Annotated in this window: 12 protein-coding genes; 10 read left to right on the forward strand and 2 right to left on the reverse strand. The window is 63.0% G+C overall.

Translation table 11 applies throughout. From position 1 onward, the window contains the following. The 8 genes from EN935_RS06510 to EN935_RS06545 all read left to right on the forward strand — a co-directional run. On the forward strand, window positions 1–366 hold a 366-nt coding region (locus EN935_RS06510), incomplete at its 5' end, for a heme-dependent oxidative N-demethylase subunit alpha family protein (protein WP_127373216.1). Window positions 367–494: 128 nt separating this feature from the next. Continuing rightward, window positions 495–1,940: a homospermidine synthase gene (locus EN935_RS06515; protein ID WP_109659290.1), complete on the forward strand. Its 1,446-nt coding sequence runs from the start codon at window positions 495–497 to the stop codon at window positions 1,938–1,940. 85 nt (window positions 1,941–2,025) lie between these two features. Beyond that, window positions 2,026–2,406: a hypothetical protein gene (locus tag EN935_RS06520; RefSeq protein WP_109659288.1), complete on the forward strand. Its 381-nt coding sequence runs from the start codon at window positions 2,026–2,028 to the stop codon at window positions 2,404–2,406. 189 nt (window positions 2,407–2,595) lie between these two features. Continuing rightward, window positions 2,596–4,659: a bifunctional UDP-sugar hydrolase/5'-nucleotidase gene (locus tag EN935_RS06525; protein ID WP_127373217.1), complete on the forward strand. Its 2,064-nt coding sequence runs from the start codon at window positions 2,596–2,598 to the stop codon at window positions 4,657–4,659. Between the two features lie 136 nt (window positions 4,660–4,795). After that, window positions 4,796–5,860: a ferrochelatase gene (gene hemH, locus EN935_RS06530; protein WP_109659284.1), complete on the forward strand. Its 1,065-nt coding sequence runs from the start codon at window positions 4,796–4,798 to the stop codon at window positions 5,858–5,860. A 152-nt stretch (window positions 5,861–6,012) separates the two neighbouring features. Continuing rightward, entirely contained in the window at window positions 6,013–7,224 is a 1,212-nt protein-coding gene (locus EN935_RS06535; RefSeq protein WP_109659282.1) for an FAD-binding oxidoreductase, read from the forward strand. Window positions 7,225–7,345: 121 nt separating this feature from the next. Next, window positions 7,346–8,296 (forward strand): SPFH domain-containing protein, encoded by a 951-nt coding sequence (locus tag EN935_RS06540; protein WP_109659280.1) that lies wholly within the window; start codon window positions 7,346–7,348, stop codon window positions 8,294–8,296. Between the two features lie 11 nt (window positions 8,297–8,307). Further along, window positions 8,308–8,772: an NfeD family protein gene (locus tag EN935_RS06545; RefSeq protein ID WP_109659278.1), complete on the forward strand. Its 465-nt coding sequence runs from the start codon at window positions 8,308–8,310 to the stop codon at window positions 8,770–8,772. Window positions 8,773–8,836: 64 nt separating this feature from the next. Here EN935_RS06545 and EN935_RS06550 read toward each other — a convergent pair whose 3' ends face one another. Continuing rightward, on the reverse strand, window positions 8,837–9,838 hold the full coding sequence (locus tag EN935_RS06550; protein ID WP_127262752.1) for a KpsF/GutQ family sugar-phosphate isomerase: 1,002 nt from the start codon (window positions 9,836–9,838) through the stop codon (window positions 8,837–8,839). 248 nt (window positions 9,839–10,086) lie between these two features. Between EN935_RS06550 and EN935_RS06555 the strand changes: the two genes are divergently transcribed. Then, complete coding sequence (locus EN935_RS06555; protein ID WP_164757565.1) at window positions 10,087–11,877, forward strand: outer membrane beta-barrel protein; 1,791 nt, start codon at window positions 10,087–10,089, stop codon at window positions 11,875–11,877. 48 nt (window positions 11,878–11,925) lie between these two features. Here EN935_RS06555 and galU read toward each other — a convergent pair whose 3' ends face one another. Then, window positions 11,926–12,828 (reverse strand): UTP--glucose-1-phosphate uridylyltransferase GalU, encoded by a 903-nt coding sequence (galU, locus tag EN935_RS06560; RefSeq protein ID WP_109659274.1) that lies wholly within the window; start codon window positions 12,826–12,828, stop codon window positions 11,926–11,928. Between the two features lie 209 nt (window positions 12,829–13,037). Between galU and EN935_RS06565 the strand changes: the two genes are divergently transcribed. Continuing rightward, a partial coding sequence (locus tag EN935_RS06565) for a lytic murein transglycosylase (protein ID WP_164771030.1) occupies window positions 13,038–13,907 on the forward strand: 870 nt, incomplete at its 3' end.

Consider the following 13,907-nt stretch of genomic DNA (forward strand, 5'->3'; position numbering starts at 1 on the left):
CGCTACAACTGGTCGATCCAGACTGACAACGCGCTCTACCATCCGCTCTCCGACCTGCAGCGCATCGACCGCGCCACCAACCGGCCGTCGCGCTTTCCCGATGGCGACATCGACGCCCATGCCTTCATCCGCGTCGAGCGGCAAACCCTGCGCAAACTGCCTGTTGCACGCGATATCCTGTTCACCATCCGCATCCATCTCGACCCTCTCGCCGTGCTCGCCCGGCACCCGGATCGGGCAACGCTGGCGGTGTCTTTCGCCGCCCAACTCGAAGCGCTCGATCTCGCCCAGCTCGACTACAAGGGGCTGACCGCGGACCGCGACCGGCTGATGTCGGTCCTTAACCACATGGCCAATGACGGCTGACCGCTGGTTGGCGCTTTTCGCTGGTTTATGACAATGATCTGTGATGTAGCGCATGGCCGCCGGGCAAAAATCCCCGGTTTTGCGCGTGTTTTCCCAGTTTCCTGGGTTTTGAAGGAGTGCTCGATAAAATGGCGAATGAAAACTGGCCCGTTTACGGTGAAATCACCGGCCCTGTCGTGATGATCGGCTTCGGCTCGATCGGCCGGGGAACGCTGCCGCTGATCGAGCGCCATTTCAAGTTCGACAAGTCGCGCATGACGGTCATCGACCCGCGCGACACCGACCGCAAGCTGCTCGACGAGCGCGGCATCGCCTTCGTCCAGGAAGCGGTGACCGAGAAGAACTACAAGAAGCTCTTGACGCCGCTTCTGACCAATGGCGGCGGCCAGGGCTTTTGCATCAACCTGTCGGTCGATACCGGCTCGGTGGACCTGATGCGGCTCTGCCGCAAGCTCGGCGTGCTCTACATCGACACCGTCGTCGAGCCATGGCTCGGCTTCTATTTCGACGCCAAGGCCGACAACGCCAGCCGCACCAACTATGCACTGCGCGAGTCGCTGCTCAAGGAAAAGCACGACAAGCCCGGCGGCGCGACGGCGGTCTCCACCTGCGGCGCCAACCCCGGCATGGTCTCGTGGTTCGTCAAGCAGGCGCTGGTCAATCTCGCCACCGACCTTGGCCTCGAGTTTTCAGAGCCCGCGCAGGACGACCGCGAGGGCTGGGCCAAGCTGATGAAGAAGGCCGGCGTCAAGGGCATCCACATCGCCGAGCGCGACACCCAGCGCGCCAAGAAGCCGAAGCCGATGGACGTGTTCTGGAACACCTGGTCGGTCGAGGGCTTCATCTCCGAGGGTCTGCAGCCCGCCGAGCTCGGCTGGGGCACGCATGAGACGTGGATGCCGAAGAACGCCAAGAAGCACAAGCACGGCTCGAAGGCCGCCATCTATCTGGAGCAGCCCGGCGCCAACACGCGCGTGCGCTCATGGTGCCCGACGCCCGGCGCCCAGTACGGCTTCCTGGTGACGCACAACGAGGCGATCTCGATCGCCGATTTCTTTACCGTACGCTCCAAGAAGGGCAAGGTGCACTACCGCCCGACCTGCCACTATGCCTATCATCCCTGCAACGACGCGCTGCTGTCGCTGGACGAGATGTTCGGCGCCGCCGGCAAGCCTCAGCCGGAGCACCACGTGCTCGACGAGAACGAGCTGGTCGACGGCGTCGACGAACTCGGCGTGCTGCTCTACGGCCATGACAAGAATGCCTACTGGTACGGCTCGCAGCTGTCGCTCGCCGAGGCGCGCAAGCTGGCGCCCTACCAGAACGCCACCGGCATGCAGGTCACCTCGGCGGTGCTCTCGGGCATGGTCTGGGCGCTGGAGAATCCCGAGGCCGGTATCGTCGAGGCCGACGAGATGGATTACAGGCGCTGCCTGGAAGTGCAGTCCCAGTATCTCGGACCGGTCAAGGGCTACTACACCGACTGGACGCCGCTCGATAACCGCCCTGGCCTGTTCCCGGAAGACCTCGACCGCAACGACCCGTGGCAGTTCCGCAACATCCTCGTTCGATAGCGGCCTGCCCGGGATACTCCATTGCCTTGCAATCGCCCGGAAATCGGGCGATTGAAGGGATGCGGACTGAGGAGAGGATTTTCATATGAACAACATTGCGCGCAAAGTTCTTTCGATGAGCGTAGCGGCGGCAGCCTTGGCCGGGCTTGCTGCTTGTACGACCAGTGGCCCCAATGAGCCGCCGATGGCAGCGGCGCCGAAAGGCGTCGAGGGCTCCTGGATCGACGCCAAGGGAACCGGCCTGTCGACCTTCGCCAGCGGCACCTTCACGACCGTCGCCACCGACACCGGTCAGAAGCTTGCCGATGGCAGCTACACGATGACCGGCGCCACGTCGGTGCAGATCAACGGCACGTCGCTGATCCGCCAGACCGCGGTCAGCTTCAACTGCCTGATGGTTTCGACAAGCCAGCTCAACTGCACCAGCTCCAGCGGCCAGAATTTCGTGTTGACACGGCGCGCCTGAACCAGCGAGCATTCGCTCCCCCAAGGACGGCGGCCGATTGGCCGTCGTCCTTTTTTATGCCGGCAAAGGTTCCCGGATTTCCGCTTGCGTCATCCGGAACGCGATGGGAACATGGCCAAAGCGCCGACTGTTATGTTCCAGTCAAGCAAGAGCGTTAAAGGCCTCTGATCAGCTTTCCGGGAGACGAAGATGAAGAAGCTTGCTGCCATTGCCGCCCTGTCCGCCTCAGCGCTCGGCCTGTCGGCCGGCGCATCCTTTGCCGACTACACGCTGAACATCCTGCACATCAACGACTGGCACAGCCGCATCGAAGGCAACAACAAATATGAATCGACCTGCTCGGCTGATGAGGAGACCAAGGGCGAATGCATCGGCGGCGCGGGCCGGCTGATCACCGCGATCGCCCAGGAGCGCAAGAAGCTGGAAGGCCAGAACGTGCTGCTGCTCAGCGCCGGAGACAATTTCCAGGGATCGCTGTTCTACACGACCTACAAGGGCAAGGTCGAAGGCGAATTCCTCAACGAGATGAAGTTCGACGCCATGGCGCTCGGCAACCATGAATTCGACGATGGCGAAGTGGCCTTGGCGCCGTTCCTCGACATGATCAAGTTCCCCGTGCTGGGCGCCAATGTGAAGGCCAACGCGCAATCCAAGCTCGGCGACCGCGTCAAGCCGTCTGTTGTCGTCGAGGTCGGCGGCCAGAAGATCGGCATCATCGGCGCGATCACCAACGACACGCCGGAACTCGCCTCCCCCGGCCCCAACGTCACTATCGAGGACGACGTCAAGTCGATCACCGCCGAGGTCGAGAAGCTGAAGGGAGAGGGCGTCAACAAGATCATCGCCGTGACCCATATCGGCTACAAGCGCGAGCGCGACGTCATTGCCAAGATCCCGGGCATCGACGTCGTCGTCGGCGGCCACAGCCATTCGCTGCTGTCGAACACCGACCCCAAGGCGGAAGGCCCCTATCCGACGATGGTCGACAACCCGGACGGTTACAAGGTGCCGGTCGTGCAGGCGGCGTCCTATTCGAAATATCTCGGCGAGTTCAAGGTGGTGTTCGACGACAATGGCGTCGTCAAATCGGCCAGCGGCGACCCGATCTATCTCGACAAGTCGATCGCGCCCGACCCGGCCGTGCTCGCCCGCATCAAGGAGCTTGGCGCGCCGATCGAGGCGCTGAAGAACAAGGAAGTGGCGGAGACCTCCGACGTGATCGACGGCAGCCGCGAGAGCTGCCGCGCCCGCGAATGCGCGATGGGCAACCTAGTCTCCGACGCCATCCTCGACCGCGTCAAGGGACAGGGCGTCGAGATCGTCATCTCCAATGGCGGCGGCCTGCGCGCCTCGATCGACAAGGGCACCGTGACCATGGGCGAGGTGCTGACCGTGCTGCCGTTCCAGAACACGCTGGCAACCTTCCAGATTTCCGGCAAGGACCTGGTGGCCGGCCTCGAGAATGGCCTCAGCCAGATCGAGGACGGCGCCGGACGTTTCCCGCAGGTCGCCGGCCTGAAATATTCCTTCGACAAATCCGTCGCGCCCAATGCCGGCCGCGTCAAGTCGGTGGAGGTCATGGAAGGCGGCGCCTGGACGCCGCTCAACCCGGACAAGGACTATCTGGTCGCCACCAACAATTATGTCCGCCAGGGCGGCGACGGCTACAAGGTCTTCGCCGACAAGGCCAAGAATGCCTACGACTACGGTCCGGGCCTCGAACAGGTGGTTGCCGACTATCTCGGCGCCCACCGGCCCTACGCGCCGAAGCTCGACGGCCGCATCACTGAAATCGCAGCGACCGTCGCGGCGGCGCCCGCGGCCGAACCGGCCAAGCCGGCGGAAGCCGCTCCGGCGACCCCGGCGCCCGCACCCGCTGAAGCCGCCAAGCCAGCCGATGCGGCGCCGGCAATGCCTGAACTGCCTGCCAACTCGGGTGATATCGCCAACACACCGCCGGCCATATCGACAGAGACAGCGCCAGCCCCGCCGGCCGCACCGGCACCGGCTGAACCTGCAAAACCAGCCGAAGCAGCCCCGGCTCCGGCGCCCGCACCTGCAGAACCGGCAAAGCCTGCGGAGGCCGCCCCAGCCGAAGCCAGCCATGTCATCGTTGCCGGCGATACCTATTGGGATCTGGCCAAGAAGGCTTATGGGGACGCGACGAAGTGGAAACTAATCTATGAGGCCAACAAGCGTCAAAGGCCCCACCAGCTTAAGCTTGGCGCCACGCTGACCATCCCGGCGAAGTAAGGTCGCTTCACCTTTTCAAGAATGACACCCGCCCGGGAAACCGGGCGGGTTTCCTGTTTTCGAGCTAAGGTGCGGCCAGACGCTGCATTGAAAGCGCGCGCAAGAAGTTTAGGTTCGCGTCTCCCGGAGAACCCTTATGACGCTTTCCACCCCTGTCGATGCCAAAACCGCAAAGGCGCTCGGCCCTCTGCCGGCAGGACATCCGCCGGTCAAGGCGGGCAAGATCGGCGTCATGCTGGTCAACCTCGGCACGCCGGATGGTACCGACTTCAAGCCGATGTGGCGCTATCTGCGTGAATTCCTGTCCGATCCACGCGTCATCGAGCTCAACAGGGCGATCTGGTATCCGATCCTCTACGGCCTAGTGCTCACCACACGGCCCAAGAAGTCGGGCGCCAATTATGCCCGGATCTGGAACCGAGAGAAGAACGAGTCGCCTTTGCGTACCTACACCCGCGCCCAGGGCGAGAAGCTGGCCGAAGCCCTGCGCGACCTGCCCGATGTCGTCGTCGACTGGGCGATGCGCTATGGCAATCCTTCGACCGAGAGCGTGACCAAGAAACTGGTCGAACAGGGTTGCGACCGCATTCTTTCGTTCCCGCTCTATCCGCAATATTCGGCGACCACCACCGCCACCGCCAACGATCAGCTTTTTCGCGCCTTGATGAAGATGCGCCGAGCGCCGGCGATCCGCAGCGTGCCGCCCTACTATGACGAACCGGTCTACATCGAAGCGCTGGCGCGTTCGATCGAACAACATCTGACGACACTGGATTTCGAGCCAGAGGTTGTCATCACCTCCTATCACGGCATTCCAAAGCCCTATTTCGAGAAGGGCGATCCCTATCATTGCCACTGCCAGAAGACGACGCGGCTGTTGCGCGAACGGCTCGGCTGGGATGACAAGAAACTAATCATCACCTTCCAGTCGCGCTTCGGCGCGCAGGAATGGCTGCAGCCCTATACCGACAAGACGGTCGAGAAACTCGCGCAGGACGGCGTGAAATCGATCGCCATCGTTAATCCCGGTTTTTCCGTAGACTGCATCGAGACGCTGGACGAGATCGGCCGCGAGGCGGCCGAAACCTTCCATCATGCCGGCGGCAAGAACTTCGCCCACATCCCTTGCCTCAACGACAGCGCCGAGGGCATGGCGGTGATCGAGGCGATGGTGCGGCGCGAACTGTCCGGCTGGGTCTAGAGTAATTCCAGGAAAAGTGTGAAACGGTTTTCCGTCCGGAATTGCTTCAAACAAGAGTCAGAGCGGCTCGCCGCTTCCGTGAGGCGGTGAGCCGCTCTGAACCGGAACAACGCCCGCTCCGGGGCGTTGAGGCGCGCCCTCCGGAGAATTCGATGCCACGCAAACTCGACCTCAGAACTGGCCGGCCCGTCTGGTCCGCCTATCGCGCGCCCGCGGTGCCGACGGACAATCTGACGTGGGACGTCAAGACGGATGTGCTCATCATCGGCATGGGCATCAGCGGCGCCATGATGGCCGAGGCGCTGACGGCGAACGGCCATGCGGTGATCTGCATCGACCGCCGCGGCCCGCTGGAAGGATCCACGTCGGCCACCACCGCGCTGGTGCAATTCGAAATCGACCAGCCGCTTTCGACGCTCTCGAAGATGATCGGCAAAGTCGCGGCAGAACAGGCCTGGCGGCGCTCGCGGCTCGCCGTCTCCAACCTCGCCGCCCGCATTGCCGAACTCGGCATAAAATGTGGCCCGAGCCGCACGCCGTCGCTCTATCTGGCCGGCACGATGCTCGGTCCGTCGGAACTGCGCGACGAGGTCGAGGCGCGTCGGCTAGCCGGCATCGGCGCGACCTATCTCACACCAGCGCCGCTGGCGGAGACATTCGGCATCGACCGCGACGGCGGCATTCTCAGCCATGGCAACATCGCACTCGACCCACGCAAGCTGACGGCCGGGCTATTGCTCAAGACCCTGGACCGCAAGGCACGCTTCTACGCCCCCCTCGAAGCCACAGCGATCGAGGACAGCGCCGACGAGGTTGTCGTCGCGACCAGGGATGGACCGACCATAACCGCGCAACACGTTGTTCTGGCCACCGGCTACGAGTTGGTCGACATCGTGCCGGCCGCGGCCCACCGGATCATCTCGACATGGGCGATTGCGACACGCCCGCAATCGCGAAATATCTGGCCACAGGCGGCCTTCATTTGGGAGGCGTCGGACCCCTATCTCTATATGCGCGCGACAGCCGACGGCAGGGTCGTCTGCGGCGGCGAGGACGAGGATTTTGTCGACGAGGCGCAGCGCGACGCGCTGATCGGCGACAAGAGCGCGCGCATCGCCGAGAAGCTCGGCCAGCTATTTCCGCATCTCGACACCTGGCCTGAATTCGCCTGGACCGGTTCGTTCGGCACCACGACCACCGGGCTGCCCTATATCGGCGCCATTCCCCGCCACCCGCGCATCCATGCGGTGATGGGCTATGGCGGCAACGGAATCACCTTCTCGCAGATCGCTTCCGAGATTGTCTCGGCCTCGATCGACGGGCGAGACGACACGGATGCAAGGCTGTTTGCCTTCAACCGCTGAGTGCAAAACCACAAACAATCCATCATCACCTGATTGTAACGCATCTGAAACACACTTAAGTCTTTGGTGAAGTCGGCCGCGCGAGAATGGCTTGTGCGGCCTTCGTCTGAGGGAGAGCCAAATGGATTTCAGTGGTTTCGATATTGCGGTTGGTGCACTTGCCCTTCTGGTATTGGTGCTTCTGATCAAAGGCATCAGGACAATCCCGCAAGGCTACAACTATACGGTGGAGCGCTTTGGCCGTTACACCAAGACACTGAGCCCAGGCCTCAATTTCATTTTCCCGTTCGTCGACCGCATCGGCGCCAAGATGAACATGATGGAGCAGGTGCTCGACGTTCCGAGCCAGGAAATCATCACCCGCGACAACGCCATTGTCGGTGTCGACGGTATCGCCTTTTTCCAGATCCTCAACGCGGCGCAGGCTGCCTACCAGGTCGCCGGCCTGCAGAACGCCATCCTCAACCTGACGATGACCAACATCCGTACCGTCATGGGTTCGATGGACCTCGACGAGCTGTTGTCGAACCGCGACGCCATCAACGAGCGCCTGCTGCGTGTCGTCGATGAGGCGGCGCATCCGTGGGGCATCAAGATCACCCGCGTCGAGATCAAGGACATCAACCCACCGGCCAACCTCATCGAATCGATGGGCCGGCAGATGACGGCAGAACGCAACAAGCGCGCGCAGATCCTCGCCGCCGAAGGCCTCAAGCAGTCGCAGATCCTCGAGGCCGAGGGCCGCAAGGAAGCCGCCTTCCGCGACGCCGAGGCGCGCGAACGTTCGGCTGAGGCGGAAGCCCGCGCCACCCAGGTGGTGTCGGAAGCAATATCCAAGGGCGACGTGCAGGCGCTGAACTACTTCGTGGCGCTGAAATACACCGAAGCGCTTGGCAGGATCGGCACGGCCACCAACAGCAAGATCGTGCTGATGCCCTTCGAGGCATCGTCGCTGATCGGCTCGCTCGGCGGCATTGGCGAGATCGCCAAGGAAGTCTTCCGCAGCGAAGGCACCACCGGCTCGCAGAGGCAGGTCGCACGCCCGCCGGTCGTGCGCCCGAGCGAGAACTGAGATCATAAGCCATGATCGACCGCATCATTTCCGAACTCGGACCGTGGAACTGGATGGTTCTCGGCTTCGTCCTGCTGGTGATGGAAATCATCGCGCCGGGTATCTTCATGCTGTGGATCGGCATCGCCGCCCTGATCATCGGCGCGGTGTCGCTGCTGATCTGGGACGCCGGCTTCTGGACCTGGCAGGTTCAGGTCCTCGCCTTCCTGGCGCTATCGCTGGTCTCGGCCTATGTCGGCAAGAAACTGGTCGGCAGTCGCAACGACCCAACCGACCAGCCGCTGCTCAACCGGCGCGGCGCGCAGATGGTCGGCCGCATGGCGACACTTGCCGAACCGATCCGGGACGGCCGTGGCCGCATCAAGCTGGGCGACACGCTGTGGCGTGTCTCCGGCCCGGACCTGCCGGCCGGCACGCAGGTGCGCGTGACGGGTGCGGCCGACACGGATCTGGAACTGACCGTTGAGGCGGTCTGAGCGTACGCCGTTGAGGATGTGTGAGATTCAGGTCAGGCCGGCATCAGCCTAATATCAGCCCACCTTAGGCGGCGCCGATACGCAAGAGATCATGCAGATGGATGAGGCCGACTGGTTTCCGGCCCTCCACCACCATCAGACTGGTGATGGCTGAATTGTTGATCGTCTGCAGGGCCGTTGCCACCAGCGTGTCCGGCGTCGCCGTCTTCGGTCCTCTTGTCATCACCTGATCCACCGTCATCGCCAGCAGATTGCTGCCGATGTGACGGCGGATGTCACCATCGGTGATGATGCCGACCAGCGCACCGTCGGCGTCGGTGATCGCCACGCAGCCAAATCCCTTGCGCGACAGTTCCAGGATCGCGTCCTGCATGCCGGTGCCCGTAACCACCAGCGGCAGCCTGTCGCCGACATGCATGATCTCGCGGATCTGCGTCAGGTTGGCGCCGAGCTGGCCGCCCGGATGGAAGGTGCGGAAATGATCCGGCGTGAAACCGCGGGCTTCGAGCAGGGCAATCGCCAGTGCGTCGCCCATCACCAGTTGCAGCAACGTCGATGTCGTCGGCGCCAGGCCGTGCGGGCAGGCCTCCGGCGTGCGCGGCAGCAGCAGCACGACGTCGGCGGCCCGCGCCAGCGCCGATGTCTCTCCGGCGGTTATGGCGATCAACGGAATGGAGAAGCGCCTGGAATAGGCAACGATGCCCATCAGTTCCTTGCTCTCGCCCGACCACGACATGGCGATGATGGCGTCGTCCCTGGCGATCATGCCGAGATCGCCGTGATTGGCTTCCGCGGGATGGACAAAGAAGGCTGGAGTGCCGGTCGAGGCCAGTGTCGCCGCGATCTTCGATCCGATATGGCCGCTTTTGCCGACACCGGTGACGATGAGCCGCCCTTCAATCCTCGAGATCATGTCGACGGCCTGGGCAAAAGGCCCGGCCAATCCATTCTCGAGGGCGTCGGCAAGGGCCGCGACCCCCGCCTGTTCGGTTGCCACCGTCCTCAGCGCCGAAGCGATAGAGGCTTGCCTGTCCAAAGGCTTCTTATCCAGGGATCCCGCATGCATGGCTGATGCGATTAGCGCTTTGCCGGCGCGCTGTCCAACAGAAATGGCCTCAGGCATGTCGTCCGAACGTGTGCGGTGGTTTGCGACAACGACAGGCGTGAAAACAAAAGCTTAACGCGCGCGGCATGAATCCCTTTGGAAATCAGCGCTTCAAGCGGCTGACGAGCCCCGCCTCAACCCTCCGTTAACCATCCCCATTTACGGTTCGGTAAGTATGGCGCGCGTGCGCCGCGCAAGCAGTGGTGGCGATGTCCGGGGTCCAGCCAGAAAAATCGAGTGGACGAAAGGGCAAGGCGGTCTGCGCCTTGCTGCTGGCGACCAGCATGTCTGCCCTGCTGCGCCCAACGGCGCTCCATGCGCAGGAAACGGAACTGCGCGGCGAAGTTTCGGAATCGGCGATCCTGTCCGACCAGCAGCGCAAGGCGAGACAACTCGCTTTGGCAGCGCAAGGTCAGGCGCCGACCAATGCGGCGCAAGACAATGCGCCGGCCCGTACCTATCTGCCGGCCAGCGCCGGCGCCGTGCCTGACGACACGGACACCGGTGACGCAACTGCCGCCGGCAGCGTTTTCGACCCGCCGGCAGCCACCGACGACACCTCCGCCGACACTCCGGCACCGCCCAAGCCTCGCCGCCGCTCATCGACCGCCGGGCAGAACGCGGCTGACCAGGCCAAGGACAAGGCTGCGGACAAGTCGAAAAAGAAGAAGAAGCCGACGGCGGCAGACACCGACACCACTGCTTCAACGACCGCCTCCACGACGGACGCCACCGATGGTGCAGATACCGATCAGGAGACGGCCAACCGCCGCGCCCTCACCATCGACAGCGCCGACAAGCAGAAGCTCGACCCAGGTGCAGAGCGCACGGACGCCATCGAAGGCCAGAAAAAGAAGCCGGAGGATGATCCGTTCGCCGCCACCGGCGTCAAATGGGGCTCCTTCGTCATCCGGCCGACGATCGAACAGGGCCTGACCGCCACGTCGAACGGCGATTCGAGCAGTGCCGGCAAGTCGGCACTGTTGTCCGAGACGGCGCTGCGTTTTTCCGCCGCCTCCGACTGGCGCGAGAACTCCGCCACGATCGACGGCTATGGCCTGTTTCGCGAGACCGTCTCCGGTTACCCGGTTCACAACGAGCAAGGGCGCATCGAAGGCCAGCTCAATGTCGACCTCGATAATGAATTGCGCGCCATCGCCAAGCTCGGCTACGAGGCGGTGCCGGAATCGGCGTCGGCGCCGGACGCCATTGCAGGTGTCAGCAAGCAGCCGCTGCGGCAGACCGTCGACGGCAGCCTGGCCGTCGAAAAACACGTCGGCAAGATGCAGTACACGTTGACCGGCGCGGTCTCGCACGACTTCTATGGCGACGCCAAGCTTTCAAACGGCACCTCGCTGTCGCAGAAGGATCAAGACTCCACGCTCTACACCGCGACCTTGCGGACCGGCTACGAGATCTCCCCCGCCATAACCCCCTTCACCGAAATCGAGGTCGGCCGCCGGGCCTATGACCAACGCATCGACAACGAAGGCTTCGAGCGCTCGTCGACGCGGCTCGGCGCCCGCGCCGGTCTTGCGCTCGACATGGGTGAGAAGCTATCGGGTGAATTCTCGGCTGGCTGGCTCAGGGAAGCGATCGACGACAAAAACCTGGAGGCGATTTCGGGTGCGACCGTCAATGCCGACCTCAAATGGTCGCCGGAGCGCGGCACGACGATCGGCCTGACCGGCAAGACCACAGTCGAGCCCACGACCACCGCTAACGAAAGCGGCGACATCCTCTATTCCGGCCGCCTGACGGGCGAACGCCAGATTCGTGCCAACCTCACCGGCAATGCTGCGTTGGGCCTCGACTGGCGTGACTATATTGGCATCGACGGCCACGACCTGACCTTGAGCGCCGAGGCCGGACTGACATGGTGGCTGAACCGCTATGCCGGCCTGACCACAAGGGTGAGGACCGAAAAGCTGACCAGCAATTTGCCGGGTCGCGACTACACCGCCAACAGCATCTTCCTGGGCGTGAAAGTCCAGAGGTAGGAATCTAGCCAAGCAGACATGTCAGGCCGTGTCTCCAGCGTGCCTGCCTTAGGCCGCGCCGCGCCGCGCCGATGGTTTTATCTCATCGAGAAGCGTGCGGATCACGCTGGCCATGTTCTCGTTCATGTCACTGCGCCACAGCGCGAAGGCGACATTGGCCTCGACAAAGCCTTCCGGCGACCCGCAATCGAAGGTGCGGCCCTGATAATGGTAGCCATAGAAGGGCTGCTGCTTCTCCAGCTTCAGCATGGCGTCGGTGAGCTGGATCTCGTTGCCGGCGCCTTTCTCCTGGCCTTCGAGGATCTTGAAGATCTCGGGCTGCAGGATGTAGCGGCCGTTGATGTAGAGATTGGATGGCGCGGTGCCGGTCTTCGGCTTTTCCACCATCTCGGTGATGCGGAAGCCGTGATGCGTGTCCTCGCCGCGGCCGACGATGCCATATTTGTGGGCTTCGGCGGGATCGCATTCCTGCACGGCGATGATGTTGTTGCCGGTCTCTTCGTAGAGCTCGACCATTGCCTTCATGCAGCTCTTCTCCGACTGCATGATCATGTCGGGCAGCAAAAGCGCGAAGGGCTCGTCGCCGACGAGCTCGCGGGCGCACCAGACGGCATGGCCGAGCCCCATCGGCACCTGCTGGCGTGTGAAGCTGGTCTGCCCCGGCGCCGGCTGCAGCCGTTGCAGGCGAGCGAGCTGGTCGTCCTTGCCGCGCTGGGCCAGCGTGTCGTAGAGCTCGAACTGGATGTCGAAATGATCCTCGATGACGGCCTTGTTGCGGCCGGTGACGAAGATGAAATGCTCGATGCCGGCCTCGCGCGCTTCATCCACGACATACTGGATCACTGGCCGGTCGACGACGGTCAGCATTTCCTTGGGGACGGCCTTGGTGGCCGGGAGAAACCGTGTGCCGAGACCGGCGACCGGGAAGACTGCCTTGCGAACTCTCTTCATGCTGTCAATTATCCGTTTGATGGCCAGCTCCGCAATCCCCGTATCAAGACATTTTCACGCCGGAATTGAGGACTATTGGGCGACTGAGGGGAACGTTCACCGGTAAAGCTTCGAGGCGTCTTTTCGTTCCCGGTGGCACCTATGGTAAACTAATTCCTAACCTGGTTCGGCGATGAATGGTCTTTCCTGAGACAGAGAAGGAGGAAAAGATGTCCGTTCGCAATGCCGCAAAACGTTTTACCAGCATTGTAGCGGCAGCCAGCCTCTCGCTCGCTCTGCTGATGCCTGGCCCCGCTTTCGCCGATGCCGGTTTCCGGCAATGGGTCGCCGGCTTCCGCGCCACCGCCGTGCAGAGCGGTGTTTCCGGCGCCCTCTACGACCAGGCCTTCAAGGACATCAGGGATATTGACCCGGTGGTGCTGGAAAAGGCGCGCACGCAGCCTGAATTCACGGCCCCTGCCTGGGACTATTTCGACAACCGCGTCCATGACCAGTCGGTCTCCGTCGGCCAGCAGATGGCCAGGAAATGGAAGCCGTGGCTGGACCGGATCGAGGCCAGGTTCGGCGTCGACCGCTACATCCTGCTGGCCATCTGGTCGATGGAATCGAACTATGGCGAGATCCTCAAGCGCGACGACATCATGCGCAATGTCGTGCGCTCGCTGGCGACCTTGGCCTATGCCGATCCGAAGCGCGCGAAATTCGCCCGCACCCAGCTGATCGCCGCGCTGAAGATCCTGCAGACCGGCGATATCGACGAAAGCCATCTGAGCGGATCCTGGGCCGGCGCCATGGGCCACACCCAGTTCATCCCGACCAGCTATCTGCATTATGCCGTCGACATGGACGGCAACGGCAAGCGCGACATCTGGAATTCGATCCCCGATGCGTTGGCGACCTCCGCCAACCTGTTGAAGAAGAATGGCTGGCAGGCCGGCAAGACCTGGGGCTATGAGGTCGCCTTGCCTGCCGGCAAGCTTCCCGGCGGTTCCAAGACGCTGTCGCAATGGCAGGCGCTCGGCGTCGTCAGGGCCAACGGCAAGCCGTTCAAGAACGGCTCCGACAAGGCGACGTTGAAG

It is taken from the genome of Mesorhizobium sp. M7D.F.Ca.US.004.03.1.1, assembly GCF_003998635.1.
GTDB classification, from domain to species: Bacteria; Pseudomonadota; Alphaproteobacteria; order Rhizobiales; family Rhizobiaceae; genus Mesorhizobium; species Mesorhizobium loti.